Annotated in this window: 13 protein-coding genes and 1 pseudogene; 9 read left to right on the forward strand and 5 right to left on the reverse strand. The window is 58.1% G+C overall.

Going from position 1 to position 18,562, the window contains the following annotated elements; translation table 11 throughout:
* Positions 1 to 50: 50 nt before the first annotated feature.
* Complete coding sequence (locus QMG79_RS14435; RefSeq protein WP_283539318.1) at positions 51 to 1,943, reverse strand: glycosyltransferase family protein; 1,893 nt, start codon at positions 1,941 to 1,943, stop codon at positions 51 to 53.
* Between the two features lie 1,611 nt (positions 1,944 to 3,554).
* Here QMG79_RS14435 and galE point away from each other — a divergent pair.
* From galE to QMG79_RS14450, 3 genes are all read left to right on the forward strand, one after another.
* Positions 3,555 to 4,574: a UDP-glucose 4-epimerase GalE gene (galE, locus tag QMG79_RS14440; protein ID WP_283539319.1), complete on the forward strand. Its 1,020-nt coding sequence runs from the start codon at positions 3,555 to 3,557 to the stop codon at positions 4,572 to 4,574.
* 74 nt (positions 4,575 to 4,648) lie between these two features.
* Positions 4,649 to 6,433, forward strand: coding sequence for a dynamin family protein (locus QMG79_RS14445; RefSeq protein WP_502934751.1), 1,785 nt, complete (start codon positions 4,649 to 4,651; stop codon positions 6,431 to 6,433).
* Complete coding sequence (locus tag QMG79_RS14450; protein WP_283539321.1) at positions 6,430 to 8,058, forward strand: GTPase; 1,629 nt, start codon at positions 6,430 to 6,432, stop codon at positions 8,056 to 8,058. The genes QMG79_RS14445 and QMG79_RS14450 overlap by 4 nt, the downstream gene beginning before the upstream one ends.
* On the opposite strand, the pseudogene QMG79_RS14455 reads toward QMG79_RS14450, so the two are convergent.
* Both QMG79_RS14455 and QMG79_RS14460 read right to left on the reverse strand, forming a co-directional pair.
* Positions 8,056 to 8,312 (reverse strand): annotated as a pseudogene (locus QMG79_RS14455) (ABC transporter permease); the annotation flags it as partial. The gene QMG79_RS14450 and the pseudogene QMG79_RS14455 overlap by 3 nt on opposite strands.
* A 44-nt stretch (positions 8,313 to 8,356) precedes the next feature.
* Positions 8,357 to 8,626, reverse strand: a complete 270-nt coding sequence (locus tag QMG79_RS14460; protein ID WP_349357265.1) for an ATP-binding cassette domain-containing protein — start codon at positions 8,624 to 8,626, stop codon at positions 8,357 to 8,359.
* A gap of 237 nt (positions 8,627 to 8,863) precedes the next feature.
* Between QMG79_RS14460 and QMG79_RS14465 the strand changes: the two genes are divergently transcribed.
* The gene (locus QMG79_RS14465) at positions 8,864 to 11,725 is read left to right on the forward strand and encodes a PQQ-binding-like beta-propeller repeat protein (protein ID WP_283539322.1); all 2,862 of its coding nucleotides are present in this window, start codon (positions 8,864 to 8,866) and stop codon (positions 11,723 to 11,725) included.
* Between the two features lie 11 nt (positions 11,726 to 11,736).
* Here QMG79_RS14465 and QMG79_RS14470 read toward each other — a convergent pair whose 3' ends face one another.
* Positions 11,737 to 12,276 (reverse strand): DUF1697 domain-containing protein, encoded by a 540-nt coding sequence (locus QMG79_RS14470; RefSeq protein WP_283539323.1) that lies wholly within the window; start codon positions 12,274 to 12,276, stop codon positions 11,737 to 11,739.
* A gap of 35 nt (positions 12,277 to 12,311) precedes the next feature.
* Positions 12,312 to 13,031 (reverse strand): IclR family transcriptional regulator, encoded by a 720-nt coding sequence (locus QMG79_RS14475; protein WP_283539324.1) that lies wholly within the window; start codon positions 13,029 to 13,031, stop codon positions 12,312 to 12,314.
* Positions 13,032 to 13,142: 111 nt separating this feature from the next.
* Here QMG79_RS14475 and leuC point away from each other — a divergent pair, with 111 nt between their 5' ends.
* The 5 genes from leuC (at position 13,143) to QMG79_RS14500 (ending at position 18,562) form a co-directional block, all read left to right on the forward strand.
* Positions 13,143 to 14,594, forward strand: coding sequence for a 3-isopropylmalate dehydratase large subunit (gene leuC / locus QMG79_RS14480; RefSeq protein ID WP_283539325.1), 1,452 nt, complete (start codon positions 13,143 to 13,145; stop codon positions 14,592 to 14,594).
* A gap of 12 nt (positions 14,595 to 14,606) precedes the next feature.
* Positions 14,607 to 15,209: a 3-isopropylmalate dehydratase small subunit gene (gene leuD, locus QMG79_RS14485; RefSeq protein ID WP_283539326.1), complete on the forward strand. Its 603-nt coding sequence runs from the start codon at positions 14,607 to 14,609 to the stop codon at positions 15,207 to 15,209.
* A 205-nt stretch (positions 15,210 to 15,414) separates the two neighbouring features.
* Positions 15,415 to 16,755, forward strand: a complete 1,341-nt coding sequence (gene murA, locus QMG79_RS14490; RefSeq protein ID WP_283539327.1) for a UDP-N-acetylglucosamine 1-carboxyvinyltransferase — start codon at positions 15,415 to 15,417, stop codon at positions 16,753 to 16,755.
* Positions 16,752 to 17,519 (forward strand): lysophospholipid acyltransferase family protein, encoded by a 768-nt coding sequence (locus tag QMG79_RS14495; protein ID WP_283539328.1) that lies wholly within the window; start codon positions 16,752 to 16,754, stop codon positions 17,517 to 17,519. The genes murA and QMG79_RS14495 overlap by 4 nt, the downstream gene beginning before the upstream one ends.
* On the forward strand, positions 17,516 to 18,562 hold the full coding sequence (locus QMG79_RS14500) for an NAD(P)H-dependent glycerol-3-phosphate dehydrogenase (RefSeq protein WP_283539329.1): 1,047 nt from the start codon (positions 17,516 to 17,518) through the stop codon (positions 18,560 to 18,562). The genes QMG79_RS14495 and QMG79_RS14500 overlap by 4 nt, the downstream gene beginning before the upstream one ends.

Raw genomic sequence — 18,562 nt, forward strand, 5'->3', positions numbered from 1 at the left:
GCCCATACTGCAATTGGGGTAAACAGTTAGAATTCTAGAATTCGTCACGGTCATCGCCGCTTTTTGTTTGTGTCGTCAAATATTGAAAGCATAGTGTAAGCACGCTCATCCCATGTAACTTGTTTCAGGAATTCTTCTATCGCCTCTTGATCGTGGGTCCCCATTTCAGCCTGCATTGCATCGGAAAGTTCTTGAACAAATTCACTTCTATGCTCATAAACATGGGTTACCGGACACAGGGCGACGCTACCCATGGCAGCCGTGACGACGCGCAAGCCCAACGCGAGATACTCATAAATTTTGTTGGGATCTACTGCGTATGTCAATGCAGACGCCTTGAATGGGATAATTCCAACCTTCCATCTGGCCGCAATTTCCACAAACTCCGAATGAGGTTTGGGTCCAAGAAATGTAATATTTTTCGGAAGTACTAAATTGTCTGGCATTCCATGTCCGATGATCTCGAACGTCCAGTTTGGGCGTTCGATTGCAGCTGAAATTATGAGGGTCCAATCGAACCATGATGGTGTGAGATGACCGATATAGCCAACAATTGTTGACGCGTCTCTTTCTGCATAAAGTTTGCTGACACGAAGTGGGGCCGCATCGGAAACTAGTTCTGAGGCTACTCCATTGGCGACTACAATAGAATCTTTTCGACCGCTGATGACGTTCATTTTGGAGGCAAGTCGTGGACTGACGGTTATGATTTTGTCAGCTCGGCTCGCTATTCTCTGTTCGAGTAAAGGGTTGAACCATTTTGAGTATCCCACACGGTTAAATTCCTCCATGTCGTCCCTGACTTCGTAAATTAGCTGCCAGTTATGAAGTTTCAGATAGTCGAAGGCCGCTACCGCCTGAATATCTGGGAAGGAACTGCATATGAATACGTTACGCATACCGGTTCGTGCCGCGACAGCCTCGAGAAATATTCCCATATTTTCGCGTGAGATCTGGTGGGATTTTTCGGAATGGGATTCTGTTCCAGGTGTAACTTTACTGAACGGGAAAAAAACTATCCATTTACCTAGTTTCTCGTATTCCTTTGCCAGTCTATTAGGCCTCAAGGCAAGTGTTTCGTGACCTAGCGGCGGGGCGGTCGTATAAAAAACAATAAGGTGACCATCCTCAGGAATTGAATCAATGAATTCTCGAATTCCATCCTCTGTGGTTTGCAGTTCGGATCGATTCTTTTCGATTTTTCGAACGTGGGGAGACCCCAAAACAACTACTTGTCGACCGTGCTTCCACGGAACGCCGGAGATGTGAAGGAACTGAGACGATGGGGGTACATCTACTGTTATTTTAGTTTCGGCTGGCGAGTGTATATTGCCGAGGTTTACGTACGTATAGGCTCCAAGTTTGCCGTTGATAGCAGAACTTCCAATGGGATGTACGATCGCGCCTGATTCGTCCCTGAACGAAAACGTCAGGAGTGCGGATGCAGGTTGCAACGGATTGGAGTCGTAGGCAAGCATGCTTATCTCGACCGCCGAGCAGTCTTCAAGGGAAATTACCCGGCTTATTTCTCCGATCGGATATGCATCGATCGCCTGAATCTCGATCTCGCGGGCGTTCACGTCCCCCTTGCCCTTGACGCGCAGGGCAGCTGACACGAACTGAGTGTCAGCTGTGGTCTCCAGCTCTACCGACATACTCCCGTTGGTTTCCAGAGCAACTGTTGGTTCGCCCTCAGCCGAATAGCCGATCAATGCCCATGCGGTTTCTATTCCGGGTGAGGCCTCTACTTGTCCGCGCAAAATAATTTTTTGACCCGGCACGAACTCAATGACAGAGGCATCTGGGGGGACTAGGAAATTTCCCACCGTCCGGTTAGCCAGCGTATAAAAGTGAGACGGCGTGGCTGACGTGACTTGAAATGCAGAAGAATTTTGGCGGAGGATTGCTGCTTCCTCGCGTGTGTCGAGTGACCAAGTCAGCATTGAGCTCCCCAGGGTTTAATTTTATGTAATCCTACAGACATCCAAACATGGATGTTGCGTGGCGGATCGTTTTAGGCAACTACCCAATGGTACGCGAAAACGTGTACGCGGCGGGCCGTCTCGGAACGCAATGGGCGCGACGATATCGATGAGGAGCAATCTCGGTAGTTGGGCAGAGTGTTGGTTGTGATCTTGTTGCCCGCAAAGCGCTTCGTGCGGTTGGGTTTTGGCGTCTGAGCCTAGCTGGTACGTGGCCCTCGGGATAGTTACTTGCTATTGAGTAAGTCATGGTGACGGCAAGGATGCACACCATCCCCTTCAAACACTGCCGTTTCCTGTGGTTTTACCTTTTATTGGACAGGTAGCAAGACGACGGGGTGCTTCGGAACGTGGATGCGACTCCTGTCGCCCGGACCATGTAGGACAACGGCTTCACTTGCAACTAGCAATTGGGGCAACGATTAATCTGGAACAAGACTGCATCAACATTTTCTTGGGTCTGGATGTTGGTAGGACCCGCCATCACACAGTGGTCCCTAACTGGGGTGAAAAGCATTACAACGGGGTCCTCAGGCAAGACGAAATGAAGTTACGGAGAATCATCACAGAGCTGTCTGGCCACGATAACGTCCTGGATGTAACCGACCATCCCGCGATCATCAGCGCACTGCCGGTCGAGTTTGGCGATGCGCCGGATCGCGGACCTACACCCCGGCCAGGCGAAGACCGATGGCCGGGACGCAGTAGGCATCGCCGAAGCCGCACAATCCACGCCGTACTTGCGCTCCTAGGAACAAGACTTTCAAACACTGGCCGAAGTTGCGGTAATCTGCGGTATCGACGCTGACTTCACCGGGCAAATCACCTCAACGTCTAATAGGACCCGCTTACTGCTCACCCAAAATCACCCCACCCTGAAGCGAGCCCTAGGCCCCTGGACCCTTCGGTCGTGAGTGACCCGCTCACCCCCTATCTCAACCCGCGAGAGTTGAAAACCGCCAGCCGCAGGCACATCAAAGCCAGACTGTAGATCCAAGCATCGCCCGCCACCGCGGCCGGATTGTCGTGGCGAAAATGGCCAAGTCGCTTTTGTCCCTGTGCCGGCAGCGCGACGAGCTCACAGTCAAGATCGAGGTCCTCGTGTGGCGTGCCCAATCTAAGGAATCTTCATCTAAATGCCCTGCAACGGCGTCAGGACCTGCGCACGAATTCTGGCCGACGTTACCCCAGCGTTCCGCCGAGCCAGGACCTCAATGTGCGGAGAACATCCCAGCCAGTGGGGCAACAAAGAACTCAAACGCCCCCTTCTTCTATGTGCCTTCGCCCCCTCCACCACCCGCCCCAAAGGGCCGTATGCGAATGCAAGCGCGCCGAAGGTAACCGCCACAGCCAGGTCCTTCTCACGCTCGCATAAAGCCTTTCCGATGATCTCTTCGAGATGCTGCGCGACGCCACCTCGACGAAGTCCCAGCACCGAAGACCCTGCTCGCAGTCACTTGGCCAAAAGCACAGAGACACCGACCGATCCGGCATTGAGCCCCCATTACAGTTACTTCGCTATGCTGCCAGCTAGATTCCACAGGTGTGGATTACGTCGTTAGAATCGTTCCTATGAAGATTCTTGTAACTGGGGGTGCGGGTTTCATAGGTTCGCACACGACTCTTGCCCTACTGGAAGCCGGACACGATGTTGTAGTCGTCGACAGCCTGGCTAATTCTGACGTTGAGTCCCTCAGGCGTGTCTCGGACCTTTCGAAGAAAACGCTCACGTTCAGAGAGCTAGATTTGTTGGACGTAGAGTCCTTGGCCGAGGTCTTTACTGAGACTATTTTTGATGCGGTGGTCCACTTCGCTGGCCTCAAAGCTGTGGGTGAATCGGTCACTTCACCGCTCTTGTACTACCGGAACAACGTAGTGGGTACCCTCAATTTATTGGACGCGATGATTGAAGCCGGAGTGAAGACGTTTGTGTTCAGCTCTTCAGCCACCGTCTACGGTGATTCGGATGCTTTGCCTCTAACGGAAGGGACACCGCTCGGGGCGACCAATGCATACGGTCGCACGAAAGAACAACTCGAAGGGATTCTCACCGACCTGGTTGCCTCCGATCCGGCCATGAGTGTGGCTATTCTTCGGTACTTCAACCCAGTTGGAGCTCACGAATCTGGACGAATTGGAGAAGATCCAAGGGGGACGCCCAATAATCTGCTTCCTTTCGTTGCTCAGGTAGCTGTAGGCAGGCATGAAAAAGTATCCATTTATGGCGACGACTACGACACTCCGGACGGTACCGGCGTACGCGACTACATCCACGTTATGGATCTCGCTGAAGGGCACCTTGCTGCCCTGGATTTCTTAATGTCCCAAAAGGGCGTCTTTCGCTGGAATCTAGGGACTGGAAATGGATCCTCCGTCCTGGAGGTCATTCGGGCATTTGAGCGTGCCGTTGGCAGGAATCTCCCTTATGCTGTTGCAGCCCGGAGGCCAGGAGACTCAGCGATGAGTTTCGCAGATTCGTCGGCCGCAAAGAGAGACCTGGGATGGTCTGCAACTCGAGACCTAGATCAAATGTGTGCTGACCATTGGCGATGGCAAAACACCAACCCCGAAGGGTACACAACTTCAAAATAGAAGTTCACGGAATTGTCGCATTAATGCGGGACCATAGCGCCGCTTTGCTGAGCGTCAGGTGCGATGATGAACCTGTGACCAGCAATGACAGTCCCGACCGGCAACGGAGGCAACAGGATCCCCTCGGCGGGGATGGTGCTCACCTGCTGCTAGTGCTGGAAAGCCTTAACCACGATCTTGGCCGGCTCGACCTGCCCCTTACTGTTCCTGGCGCAGACCAGGCCCGCAAGGAATCCGCGCAGACAAAAGCCCAACTGGATGACTACATCCTGCCGCGCTTCCGCAGCCTGGATGCTCCGCTGTTGGCTGTGGTGGGTGGCTCCACCGGTGCCGGTAAGTCAACGCTGGCTAATGCACTGGTGGGATTTCCTGTGACACGATCCGGTGCCATACGTCCTACGACCCGGCAGCCTATCCTGCTGCACCATCCCGAGGACGCACACTGGTTCGAGGACCGACGTGTCCTTCCTAACCTGCGTCGCATCCAGGGAACCGTTGCTGCAACTCCGGTTCCTGCCAACAGCGCAGGTGCCACTCCTGACGCGGCGTCGATCTCGTCTTTGGTCCTGGTAGGTCACCCGGCCGTACCCCAGGGAATTGCGCTGCTGGACGCGCCCGACGTCGATTCGATCTCCGATGACAACCGTGCCCTCGCAGGCCAGTTGTTGGCCGCTGCTGACCTTTGGATTTTTGTTACCACTGCCAACCGCTACGCGGACGCCGTGCCATGGACCCTCCTGCTGGATGCTGCAACCAGGGACATCACGTTGGCAATAATCCTTGACCGCGTGCCCGCCGAAGTGCAGGAGGAGGTATCGCAGGATCTCCGAATGCTCCTGGACAGCCAGGGCCTTGGCGAAGCGAAGCTGTTTGTGGTCAACGAAGTCCCGCTGGACGGGTTGGGGATGCTTCCTGCTGAGTCGGTGGCACCGCTGCAACTGTGGCTCCGGCAGTTGGCTGCCAGTTCGGCGGACCGTGCCCAGGTGGCCCGGCGGACACTTGCGGGCGCCGTGCGGGGGCTGGCCGCGACAGTGGAGGCTCTGGCCCACGCCGCGGCTGGGCAGGACGTGGCCGCGAAGGATCTCCGCCAGACTGTCCTTGACGAACATCACCAGGCCGTGGCTGCGATTCTCGAGTCCACCAAAGACGGCACCCTGCTCCGCGGAGAGGTTCTGGCCCGCTGGCAGGATTTTGTTGGCACCGGTGAGTTCTTTCGGGCTGTGGAGCAAAATGTAGGCCGCTTCCGGGACAGGGTTGGCGCGTTCTTCCGCGGACAGCCGCCGCCCGCCGTCAGGGTTGAGACAGCCATCGAGTCGGGGCTGCAGGCCGTCATTGTTGCCGAGGCTGGTACTGCGGCAGAAAACTCCGACCGTCGCTGGCGCAACGATCCAGCCGGCCGCCAACTCCTGGATCTGGACGATCTCTCAGGAGTCAGCCCAGATTTCCCGGAACGGGCAGCTGCAGAAATCCGGGCCTGGCAGGCAAGCCTGATGGAGTTGATCCGGACCGAGGGAGCTGGCAAACGCTCCCAAGCCCGCTGGCTGTCCATTGGAATCAACGGACTCGGGGCCGCGCTCATGATTGTGGTCTTCTCCATGACCGCTGGCCTTACCGGGCTGGAAGTTGGCGTGGCTGGAGGCACGGCCGTGGTGGGGCAGAAGCTATTAGAAGCTGTATTCGGGGAAGACGCCGTGCGTCGGATGGCCAAACACGCACGCGATGATCTACATACCCGATGCCAGACGTTATTGGCCACCGAACAAGAGCGTTTCCTGAGCCGCCTTCCGCCAGATTCCAGTACCGCAGATGACCTCAAAGCCCATGCCAAGGTCCTTTCAAGAATGGCGGACCGCGCATGAGTCGGCATGGCGCGGCCCGCGACGCCTCTAAGCTGCAGCAGCGCCTCGAGGCGCTCAACGAAGCCCGCGAGCTCGCCGGGGGAGTCCTGGCCGATGACGTCCTGGACCCTGTCCTTGATGTTCTGGAACGCGCCACAGCCCGCCGGTCGCTCTCAGCTGAGCACACGGTGGTGGGCTTCTTCGGGGCAACCGGCAGCGGAAAGTCGTCCTTGTTCAACGCCGTCATGGGAAAGACTCTCGCCACGGCAGCAGCCCGCAGGCCCACCACGTCGGAACCGTTGGCCAGCATCTGGGAGCAGCAGGGCAGCGATGAGTTGCTGGACTGGCTGGAGATCAGCCAGCGCCACCAGGCAGAACCTGTTGCGGGTTTGGCCGGCGAAACCAGTGGGTTGATCCTTCTGGACCTACCCGATTTTGATTCCACCAGGGCAGCCAACCGTGACATTGTGCAGCGCCTGGCGGGCATGGTGGATGTCCTGATCTGGGTGCTTGACCCGCAGAAATACGCCGACGCGGCAGTCCACAAGGGCTTCCTGGCACCCATGTCGGCGCACGGGGCCGTCACCCTGGTGGTCCTGAACCAGGTGGATCGCCTGCCCGCCCAGGATCTGGAGCCTGTGCTGGAATCGCTCCGGTTGATCCTCGCCGGTGAAGGCCTGGGGAGCGTTCCCGTCCTGCCGGCTTCTGCCATGACCGGGACTGGAATTGATGCGGTCAGGGCAGCAATCAGTACCGTGGTCCTAAAGCGTGAAGCCCTGTCCCAACGGCTTGCCGCTGACATTAGGCAGTCAGCCAACACCCTGAGGGACGCATCGGGAGCGGGGACGCCCAACGGCGTTCGCTCCGGTGCCGACAAAAAACTCTCCCGGGAATTGGCGACGGCGGCCAACGTCCCAGTGGTGGTGGACGCCGTTGAACGTTCCTACAGGCTGGAAGCGGCCAGGCGAACGGGGTGGCCGGTCACCCGGTGGCTGGCCCGGTTCCGTCCTGATCCACTGCGCAGGCTCAATCTCCGGCGTGACCCGGCGCAGGCGGATGTGCACCGAACGTCGCTGCCGCCGGCAGGGGCCTCCCAGCGTGCCAGGACGGACTCTGCTGTTCGGGTCTTCGCCGATGTGGCCAGTGACGGGGCGTCTGGTCCGTGGCGCGCTGCCATCAGGGATGCCGCGCGCGAGGGCCGGGAGAAACTCCCCGATGAACTTGACCACGCCATCGCCGGGACCGATCTGCAGGCAGGGCGCACCTCATGGTGGTGGGGTTTTTTCAACGTCATCCAGTGGGCGGCGCTGCTGGTGGGCCTTGTGGGTGCCGGTTGGCTGGGAGTGCTGGCGGCCTTGGGCTACCTGCAGCTGCCGGTCCCTGAGGTTCCCCGAGTTGAGGGGTGGCCGTTGCCCACGCTGATGATTGTGGGCGGGGTCCTGCTCGGTGTTGTGCTTGCGATCGCTGGACGCGTGATTGCCGCCGGCGTCGCCCGAAAACGCGCACATCAGGCACGACGACGCCTGGAACGGGCTGTCGCGGACGTGTCGGAGCGGTTGGTGGTGGAGCCGGTCAAGGTTGAGGTGGTGCGCTGCACGGCGTTCAACCAGGCGGTGGAGCGCGCTTCAACGGGTGCGGCGGCGTAGGCCCAGCGCTACGCCCAACACTGCATTGATCATCGCAAACATCATCACCAGGCCCGGTTGCCCTTGATGTCCAGCCCGAACGTCCAATAGGCCGCACCAATGGCGACGAAGGACTGGACGGCGGCCATGAGGGAGTAAGCCAGGCCATAGCCAAAAAGGAGGTCTGCCTTGTGGGCGGGTGTGGTGAGAAGCCGCTCCAGTGTCCCGGTGGTCCGTTCCCGCAGCATGGTGATCGAGGTGACAAGGAACCTCATCAGGAACGTGTACTCCAGGTCCAGGCAATAGCCCGGAAACGAATTCAGAGATCCGCGCGGAGGACAGGGTCGAGGCCCACGGTCAGTTCGTCCATCATGAGCATGGCCGGCCGGGCCACCAGTGCGCAGGCCAGCGATACCTGGCTGAGCTCGCCACCGGAGAGGTCTGCCGTTGTGGTCCGGGCATGGCCCTCAAGCCCGACGGCAGCCAGAGACTCTGCGACATCATCCCGGTTCCTAGCATGCATGGCACCAAAATACCGGACATTCGATTCAACGCTGAGGTCAGGATAGACACTGGGGGATTGGGTCACTTAACCCAGCTCATGACGACGGGCAGGCTTCCCGGCAGGCTTCCCGAGCACAATCACTGTGCCGGAGGTGGTGGGTAGACAACGAGGACCACTTTCCTCTTGGCACCAATACAGTTGCCGACTTTCCGACCGGAGGTTTCCTCAGTGGTTGTTCTTCTGCTATGAATGCCATACAGGTATAGGTTCGGCTGGGCGGATCTGTGCTTGAGATTGGGCCTTCCCCTGCGCCCGGAATCCATGGTGACTCCGGATATCGACGAGGACAGGATACCCATGTCATATTCCAGAAAAATCATTGGACGAAGAAGCGTCTTGTCCATGGCGGTAGCGATCGGTGCAGGGGCGGCTTTTTCCTCACGGGCTGAGGCTGCGCCGACGTACGTTCCAGGAAACTCGTTGCAAGCCCTTGAAGGAAGTAGTAGGCCTCTGACAACTGTTGGAAGCGAGCCTGCGAAGGTGCTGCGACGTTTTGCTGATGTGTTCAAAAGTGTGCCTGATCCAAGCGCGAGTTTCTTCCGAAGCAACGATGGGGCCTTAAAGATCGCAGCCGGCTGTCATGGCCTATCTGCACAGGTGCAGGTATTCGACGCAGAAACAGGAAAACTGGAAGTTACGGCAACTCCATTTCCCGAGGGAGGCGGTGGTGCGGGGAATGTCAGTTACGAGCCACGGTCAAACTCGTATTTTGCCTTCGGGTCAACCATCAAGAAAGTTAGCTCAGCTGGGGTCGTAACAAGTGGATTTGCTGCGGCCCCCGGCACAACCAACGTTTCCTTCGCCAGAGTCGTCGACTCAAAGAACAGGGTTTGGTGCGGCAATTATCCCACGGGGAGCGCAACTCGATACGATCCTGCTACGGGAGCAACAGTTCACACTCCTCAGGTGCATGCGGGTGCGCAGTACGTTCGTTCTCTAGCAATTGATATCAAGGACAATGTTTACGCTGGAACGGGAACGCAGAGTCCTCGGATCGTCACTTGGCACACTGATACTCCCACAAAATTAACGGAGATACCCCTGCCTGGGGCTGCGACCAAGGGTTTTGTCCATAGCATCTCGGCCCACTGTGGCTGGCTTTTTGTTTCATTCGATGGTGCTGATGGTGTGGTGGTTTTCAAAGCCTATGACCTAGTGGCGAAGGCATGGAAGTTGCTCCCTTGGGCTTGGTCGCCTGCCGGCCGAGTGTCGGCCGGCTTGGGTGAGAGTGGTGACATCTATGCCGTCTGGAATACCGTTGGAACGCACAAATTGATGCGAATAAACTCCAAGACAATGGCTGCCGATCTTGTGTGCCTAGTTCCTGATACGCCGTGCGCCCTTAGCGTGGAGATAATCAACGGAGCGGTCTCTGTGAACATGCTTTGCGGACAGGGGAAAGACTACAAATACATCAAAGTCTCGGTATCCTCTAAAGCTGTCAACAAGGCCACAGTAATAACTTTCGCTGAGAGTCCCTTCAAAGTGCAAACTCTATTGCCATCGACATCCGGAAGTGTTGTGTATGTAGGCGCGTTTATGGGTGATGGTATCGGGTCTGTTGACGTTAGTACGCGCGAAACCTGGCGATCTTCCACTGACACTGGCATTGCCCAAATTGAAGGCATGTTTCAGTACGATTCATCAACAATTTATGTCGGATCCTATGGCGCTGGCCGACTCTTCAAATTTAATACGCAGGACAGGAGCGTGACGAAGCTGATTGAGCTCGGCGAAAAGTACCTTCAGTCCCGGCCGTTCGCATGGGCTTCTGCAGGTGGTCGAGTAGTAGCTGGCACTGTAGCTGAATATGGATTCAATACTGGAGCCTTAATTAGTATCAACCCGTTGAAAGATTCTGATGTCTCCGTGATCAAGGGACCCGTCCTGGGACAGTCCGTTCTTGGCCTTGTGGGAGAAGCGGACCTTGTATACGGAACAACTGGTGTCATGGGTGGTTATGGTTCAGTAAACGACACCAAACCGGCCCACGTATTCGCCTGGAACGCTAGGCTCAGCAAGCTTGTTTGGAGTCGCGAGGTCCCTGGTGAGGTTGAAATCAACAGTCCAGTGTTGGTCAAGGGAATACTTTACGTAAGTACGAGTAACGGTGTTATTAGATTAAATAAGTCCAGTGGAAGCACTGTATCAACGTATAGGCTCCTGGATCGAGATGCGGCTGCTGGCTACAAGACGAGCTCAATTTCCTATATTCCGAAATTGAACTCATTAGTGCACGAATGCGGAGGTACACTAACACTGCTTGACCTTGGTACTTTCACTAAGAAGGAAATTCTCAGGGGTGTATATTCTGGTGTAGTTGTATCAAATACGGGCCGGTTGTACGCGTCCGAACGCGGCACAAATGTCGTTGAGATCGACACGGTCCAGTCGCCTTCCATACGCTCGAGCGCAGACCTTGTCACGGTTGGTGATGGCGGTTGGCTTTACGTGGCTAGATCTCTGGGCAGCGGGAAGTATGCAGCTCCGCTTCGCGCCGATTCTGGATTCAACACACAGGTTCGGTCGTGTCATGTTGTGGACTGGAACGGAGACGGAACCTTCGACGTGGTGACTAATCATGGTGACGGGACCCTGCAGTTGCACAAAGGCCTACCAAAGGGCGGATTTGCTCCTGGGTCTGTAATCGGGGTGTCTGGTTGGCTGGACCGAAAGCTGGCTATCGGCAACTGGGGGCAAGGTCTCACGGTTGTTTCGTCGGAGAATATTTCAGGAGTCCTTCAGGCGTGGCCTGTGCTGTCCAGTGGCTTGCTGGGAGCGCCCACGGCTATCGGAACCGGATGGAAGCGTAGGCAAATGGTTTTGCTAGCGCCGTCCCGGACGTCTACTGCTGCGTTGATTGTGAATGATGCCGGCTCGCTCTTCCGGTACGACAGGACTTCGACCGGCAAGGTATCGACTACGCCTGTTCGGCTAAGCAGCGGCGGATACTCCGACATGATCGCCATGACGGGAGTCGTCAATCACAAACCAGATCTCAACGGCGTTGTGGGAGTGGATGCTATGGGCGCGTTGAAATACTCAGATGTTGCGTCAAATTCAATAGGAACGCCCCTCCGCTACTCCTTCTTAATGAAGGGTTACAGGTTCGCCAGCAGCTAGCGGGCTGACGCTTACCTTTCCTGATTGCCTAGAGCGTTCCGGACCTTGATCATGGTCCGGAGGTTCCGGGTGGTCGTTGTCGATTTATAGCGGGCCTTGGACGTCAGTTTGCTGAAAGGGCTGTCCAGGGTTCCGCCTGCTGGGGCGAGCCAAGCGATGGCATCTAGGCCCAAGGAAGTGAGCTCAGTTCCGCCTGTTGCGCCCGCGTGGCGGAGTTCCGTCAGAACGTGTGCATCTGAAGAGAGCGTGACGTAGGTATGGGTTTCAGCGTCGTCGCTAGGGTAGGGGCAATCTGCGATGAGCTGGATGACTCTCTCAGCAGTCAGGACAACAACCCAGGCGTCGTAGCCAAAAGAGTTCCTCAGGCAGCCTTCCACGGACACCTTAACCGCTGCCGCATCTTTGTTGCTGCTGAGCACCACGTTGCCGCTGACCAGGAGAGTCTTCGTGTTGGCGAATCCGGCTGCCTCCAGGGCGTCCTTCAATTCGTTCATCTTGATGGTAACGCCGCCGACGTTGACGCCCCTGAGAAACACCGCATAGCTAGTCATGGGGTCAGCCTACGCCGGGGGCCAACCCACCCACGTCAGTCGTTGTTTTTGCGCAGTGCCTCGGTCAGGACCCGGGCTGCGTTGCAGACTACCTCTGCGTGCAGGCGTCCAGGTTGTCGTGTGAGGCGTTCAATCGGGCCCGAGATGGACACGGCGGCAATTACGCGCCCGGAGGGTCCCCTTACGGGCGCCGAAACAGAGGCGACTCCCGGTTCACGTTCACCAAGGCTTTGGCCCCAGCCTCGACGTCGCACTCCTGCCAGGACGGTGGGCGTGAAGCGGGCGGACTGCAAACCCTCCAGGAGCCTGTCGTGATCCTCCCACGCAAGGAGCACCTGCGCCGCAGATCCTGCCTTCATGGACAGCTGGGTACCCACCGGGATGGTGTCCCGCAGGCCAATGGGACGCTCGGCCGAGGCTACGCAGATACGCCATTCGCCCTGCCGGCGGAAAATTTGGGCGCTTTCACCTGTGGCATCGCGCAGTTGCATAAGTACGGGGCCAGCGGAGGCAATCAGCCGGTCTTCGCCAGCGGCTGAGGCAAGTTCAACCAGGCGGCTACCCAAAACAAAACGGCCCTGGATGTCCCGGCTCACCAGCCGGTGGTGAACCAACGCCAGAGCCAGCCGGTGCACGGTGGGCCGGGCAAGTCCGGTGGCAGCAACAAGCTGCGCCAGGGTGGTGGGTCCGGCTTCAAGAGCGTCCAGCACGTGTGCTGCTTTATCGATGACGCCAACGCCGCTAGAATTGTCCATGTGATGATATTGCCGTCTCATTATCTGAGATGCAAATCTGTTGGCTGGCATATTACGTTGCTCTGCTGATTCAGTTGAAGGACAACACCACAGTATTGAAGGGAGAAGGCCATGGCGAACACATTGGCCGAGAAGGTTTGGGACGCGCACGTGGTGCGCAAAGGCGACGGCGAAGGTGCCAATGCTCAGCCTGACCTTCTCTTCATCGACCTTCATTTGGTCCACGAGGTAACGTCCCCGCAGGCCTTTGAAGGACTGCGCTTGGCTGGCCGCGGGCTCCGGCGCGTTGACCTCACTATTGCCACCGAAGATCACAACACGCCCACGTTGGACATCGACAAGCCTATTGCCGACCTCACCAGCCGTACCCAAATCCAGACGCTGCGCAATAACTGTGCAGAGTTTGGCGTCCGGCTGCACTCCCTGGGCGATGCCGAACAGGGCATTGTCCACGTAGTGGGTCCCCAGTTGGGCCTCACGCAGCCGGGAATGACAGTTGTATGCGGCGACTCCCACACCTCAACGCACGGTGCCTTCGGTGCACTGGCCATGGGCATTGGAACCTCTGAGGTGGAACACGTCATGGCGACGCAAACGCTGTCGCTCAAGCCTTTCAAGACCATGGCCATCAACGTCGAAGGTTCCCTGCGTCCGGGCGTAACGGCCAAGGACATCATCCTGGCCGTCATTGCCAAGATTGGTACCGGCGGTGGCCAGGGCTATGTCCTGGAATACCGTGGCTCGGCAATCCGCGCCCTGTCCATGGACGCCCGGATGACCATCTGCAACATGTCCATTGAGGCGGGTGCCCGTGCAGGGCTGGTTGCACCGGACGAAACTACCTACGCGTACATGAAGGGACGTCCGCATGCTCCAGAAGGAGCAGAGTGGGACGCCGCCGTTGAATACTGGAACACCCTTGTGACGGACCAGGACGCAATTTTTGACGCTGAAGTGGATCTGGACGCAGACACGTTGGAGCCGTTTGTCACCTGGGGCACCAACCCCGGCCAGGGGGTCTCGCTGTCCGCCAATGTTCCTTCCCCGGAGGACTTTGGTGACGAAAACGCCAAAGCCGCCGCCGAGCGTGCGCTGGCGTACATGGACCTCAAGGCCGGAACGCCCATGAAAGAAATCCGGGTAGATACCGTCTTCCTGGGCTCCTGTACCAACTCCCGCATTGAAGATCTGCGGATTGCGGCTGACATTATCCGTGGACGCGAGAAGGATCCGCAGATCAGGATGCTGGTGGTTCCCGGTTCTGCCCGTGTCCGCCTCGAAGCAGAAGCTGAGGGCCTGGACCAGGTCTTCAAGGACTTCGGCGCTGAGTGGCGTTTTGCCGGCTGTTCCATGTGCCTAGGCATGAATCCTGACCAGCTGGAACCGGGGGAGCGGTGCGCCTCAACCTCCAACCGTAACTTCGAGGGACGCCAGGGCAAGGGTGGCAGGACCCACCTGGTATCGCCTGTTGTTGCAGCTGCTACAGCAATCCGCGGAACCCTGAGTTCGCCGTCGGACCTTGACCCGGCCCCTTCCTCTGCCATCCGCGTCGACGCTGCCTAGGAGTAGGACACCATGGAAAAATTCATCAAGCACACGGGAATCGGCGTTCCGCTGAGGCAAAGCAATGTCGACACCGATCAGATTATTCCGGCAGTCTTCCTGAAAAGGATCACGAGGACCGGGTTTGAGGACGCGTTGTTCTCCGCCTGGCGCAAAGATCCGGAATTCATCCTGAACAAGGAGCCGTTTTCTTCCGGATCGGTGTTGGTTGCCGGTCCTGACTTTGGGACTGGTTCCTCACGGGAGCATGCCGTGTGGGCGCTCAAGGACTACGGCTTCAAGGCAGTACTGGCTTCCCGGTTTGCGGATATCTTCCGCGGCAACTCCGGTAAGCAGGGGCTGCTGGCCGCTGAGGTTGCCCAGGATGACATTGAGCTGATCTGGAAAGAGCTGGAAACGCATCCCGGCACGGAGATCGCGGTGGACCTTGAGTCCAAGACCGTGATGTGCGGGAACATTGTTGCGCCGTTCGAGATTGACGACTACACCCGCTGGCGCCTGCTGGAGGGCCTCGATGACATCAGCCTGACGCTGCAGCATGAAGAAGACATCACTGCCTTCGAATCAACGAGGCCATCCTTCAAGCCGAAGACCCTGCCTGCCAAGCTCTCCTGAGCCAATTCAACCGCACAGGCAACAGTGCCGCCGTCGAACTTTCGACGGCGGCACTGTTGATTTCTGGCTTCTGCCTCATGGACGCTGCGGGCAGGCGCGCGGCGCGGCCCAAGGCCCGGTGTTTCGGTTCAGTAACGCAATCTCCTATGCTGGGTGAAGGCCTTTTTAAGGATCTGGGGGCTAGCAATCGTAAGGAAACCGGTAAATGAGTAGTGTTCTGACAATCCGCGGCGGAGTACCGCTGACGGGACGCGTCAGCGTCCGCGGGGCGAAGAACCTCGTTCCAAAGGCGATGGTCGCGGCCCTGCTTGGTAACGAGCCCTCCATCCTGCGCAACGTGCCTGAAATCAAGGATGTTGAGGTTGTCACGTCACTGCTTCAGCTGCACGGCGTGACAGTTGTGAAGGACGCCGTGACAGGGGATCTGACGCTCGATCCGAAAGCTGCGAAGACCGCTTCCAGCGCAGCTATTGATGCCCACGCTGGTGACTCCCGGATTCCGATCCTGCTCTGCGGACCCCTGATCCACGCGATCGGCGAGGCGTTCATTCCGGACCTTGGTGGCTGCAAAATTGGCGACCGCCCCATCGACTACCACCTGAACGTCCTCCGCCAGTTTGGCGCTGTCGTGGAGAAGCGCCCGGGCGGCATCCACATCTCCGCTCCCAAGGGCTTGCAGGGCGCCAAGATCACCCTGCCCTACCCGTCGGTTGGCGCCACCGAGCAGGTCCTGCTCAGTGCGACCCGCGCTGAGGGCATTACGGAGCTGATCGGCGCGGCTACCGAACCTGAAATCGTTGACCTGATCGCCGTCCTGCAGAAGATGGGCGCCATCATCAACATCCAGACGGACAGGACCATCCGTATTGAAGGTGTCCGCGAACTGGGCGGGTACAACCACAAGGCACTTTCGGACCGCAATGAAGCCGCCTCGTGGGCATCCGCTGCACTGGTGACCAAGGGCGACATCTTCGTTGAAGGTGCTTCGCAGCGCGACATGATGACGTTCCTGAACACCTATCGAAAGATCGGTGGCGGGATGGACATCCAAGAAGACGGTATCCGCTTCTTCCATCCCGGCGGGAAACTGAATCCGTTGGTCCTTGAGACGGATGTACACCCCGGGTTCATGACGGACTGGCAGCAGCCCCTGGTGGTCGCGCTGACCCAGGCGGAAGGTGTGTCCATTGTGCACGAAACCGTGTACGAGAACCGTTTTGGTTTCACCGAAGCGCTGATCCGCATGGGCGCCAACATCCAGGTCCACCGCGAATGCCTGGGCAGTATCCCGTGCCGTTTTGGCCAGCGAAACTTCCTGCACTCCGCAGTGATCTCCGGACCTGCCCAACTGACCGGCGCAGACATCGACGTGCCTGACCTGCGCGGTGGCTTCAGCCACCTCATTGCTGCCCTTGCCGCGACAGGGACATCCCGCGTCACAGGCATCGACATCATCAACCGTGGCTACGAGCGTTTCACCGACAAGTTGGCCGGGCTTGGCGCGGATTTTGATTTCACCACCGACGACGCATCGGTCAGCGCGTGAAGGAAACTGCCAAGAGCAGGGCAACCTTTGTTGTGATTGCCGGCATTGTCCGCACTGCGCTCAATGCGATGATGAGCAAAAAGTGGTCAGGCGTGGAAAACCTTCCCGCAGGCGGATTCATTGCCGTCCCCAACCACTGCACCGAGATAGACCCCCTAGTGGTAGGGCACATGCTCTACAACCAGGGACGCATGCCGCACTTCCTCGCCAAAGGATCCCTTTTTAAGGTTCCTGTGGTTGGCTGGGTGCTGACTGCCACCAAACAGATTCCCGTGGAACGCTCGACGGCGGGAGCCAACCGCTCCCTGAAGCTCGCCCAGGAGGTTGTGGCGGAGGGTGGATCAATCATCATCTATCCGGAGGGGACACTCACCCGTGACCCAAACCTGTGGCCCATGAAGGGACACACCGGAGCAGCGAGGCTGGCACTGGAAAGCGGTCTGCCTGTTGTGCCCATGGCGCACTGGGGAGCCCATGAACTGTTCCCGCGTTACTCCAAGCGCTTCCACGTCTTTCCACGCAAGACGTCCAGGATGCTGGTTGGTGCGCCGGTGGATCTGAGCGCGTACCTGGGCAAGCCGTTGGATAAGGCAACACTCAAGGCCGCCACCGAGGCCATCATGGATGACATCACGGGCCTGTTGGAAGAACTCCGTGGCGAACAGGCTCCCGCCGAGCGCTGGGATCCGAGCAAAAAAGGCCAGAGCGCCCATGGCCGATTCGAAGACCGCGACACAACGGAAAATGGGGACAAGCACCAGTGAATATCGATTGGGCAGATTCGGCCCGGTCAGTCGCCGTCCTGGGAGCGGGATCGTGGGGAACCACATTCGCCAAGGTACTGGCCGACGCCGGCACTGCGGCCGGTGTGGACCGTGGCATCCGCATCTGGGGGCGCCGCCCCGAGGTCGTTGCGCAGATCAACGAGCGGAACCTGAACAGTCAGTACCTCAAGGAGACAATCCTTCCCCCAGCAATCACTGCGTCCACTGACGTGGCGGAGGTCCTCTCCGGGGCCGATCTGGTGATCCTTGCTGTTCCTGCGCAGACGCTCCGTCTCCAGCTCCGGGAATGGAAAGACCTGGTGCCGGAGGATGCAGTGGTTGTCTCCCTGATGAAAGGGCTGGAGCTTGGCACTGACTCACGTATGAGTGAGGTTGTTGCAGCTGAGCTCAGTATGTCTGCGGACCGCATTGCCGTGGTTTCCGGCCCCAACCTGGCCATGGAGATTGCCCGGGAAGAGCCCACTGCCTCAGTGGTGGCATGCTCTGATTCGGCAGTAGCCGGCTGGATTGCAAGGAGCTGTACTGCACCCTACTTCCGCCCGTACACAACGTCCGACGTGACCGGGGTGGAAATTGGCGGAATCGTCAAGAACATCATTGCCCTGGCTGTGGGGATCTGCGAGGGAAAGCGGATGGGTGACAACACCAAGGCATCTGTGATTACGCGTGGACTGGCTGAAACATCCCGCCTTGCGCTGGCCCTCGGCGGTGAAGCACAAACCATGGCCGGGCTGGCAGGGCTGGGTGACTTGGTGGCAACGTGCTCCTCGCCGCTGTCACGCAACCACACCGCTGGCCGCCTGCTGGGAACGGGCATGAGCCTGGACCAGGTCACTGCAGAGATGCGGCAGACGGCCGAGGGCATAAAATCCAGCCAGGCTGTCCACGAACTGGCCCAGAAAGTCGGCGTCGACATGCCCATCACTGCAGCCGTGGTGGCAGTCCTTGCTGGCAAGCTGTCCGTAGACCAACTGGGACCGCTCCTGCTGTCCCGGGACCTGAAACCCGAAGGCGATCACTAG

Source organism: Pseudarthrobacter sp. PS3-L1 (assembly GCF_030063285.1).
Classification (GTDB): Bacteria; Actinomycetota; Actinomycetes; order Actinomycetales; family Micrococcaceae; genus Arthrobacter.

What these genes read in the sequence shown, in the direction of transcription:
- QMG79_RS14435 (WP_283539318.1), bottom strand. Translation starts at nt 1,943, where the DNA reads ATGCTGACTTGGTCACTCGACACACGCGAGGAAGCAGCAATCCTCCGC.
- galE (WP_283539319.1), top strand. Translation starts at nt 3,555, where the DNA reads ATGAAGATTCTTGTAACTGGGGGTGCGGGTTTCATAGGTTCGCACACG.
- QMG79_RS14450 (WP_283539321.1), top strand. Translation starts at nt 6,430, where the DNA reads ATGAGTCGGCATGGCGCGGCCCGCGACGCCTCTAAGCTGCAGCAGCGC.
- QMG79_RS14465 (WP_283539322.1), top strand. Translation starts at nt 8,864, where the DNA reads ATGGTGACTCCGGATATCGACGAGGACAGGATACCCATGTCATATTCC.
- QMG79_RS14470 (WP_283539323.1), bottom strand. Translation starts at nt 12,276, where the DNA reads ATGACTAGCTATGCGGTGTTTCTCAGGGGCGTCAACGTCGGCGGCGTT.
- QMG79_RS14475 (WP_283539324.1), bottom strand. Translation starts at nt 13,031, where the DNA reads ATGGACAATTCTAGCGGCGTTGGCGTCATCGATAAAGCAGCACACGTG.
- leuC (WP_283539325.1), top strand. Translation starts at nt 13,143, where the DNA reads ATGGCGAACACATTGGCCGAGAAGGTTTGGGACGCGCACGTGGTGCGC.
- leuD (WP_283539326.1), top strand. Translation starts at nt 14,607, where the DNA reads ATGGAAAAATTCATCAAGCACACGGGAATCGGCGTTCCGCTGAGGCAA.
- murA (WP_283539327.1), top strand. Translation starts at nt 15,415, where the DNA reads ATGAGTAGTGTTCTGACAATCCGCGGCGGAGTACCGCTGACGGGACGC.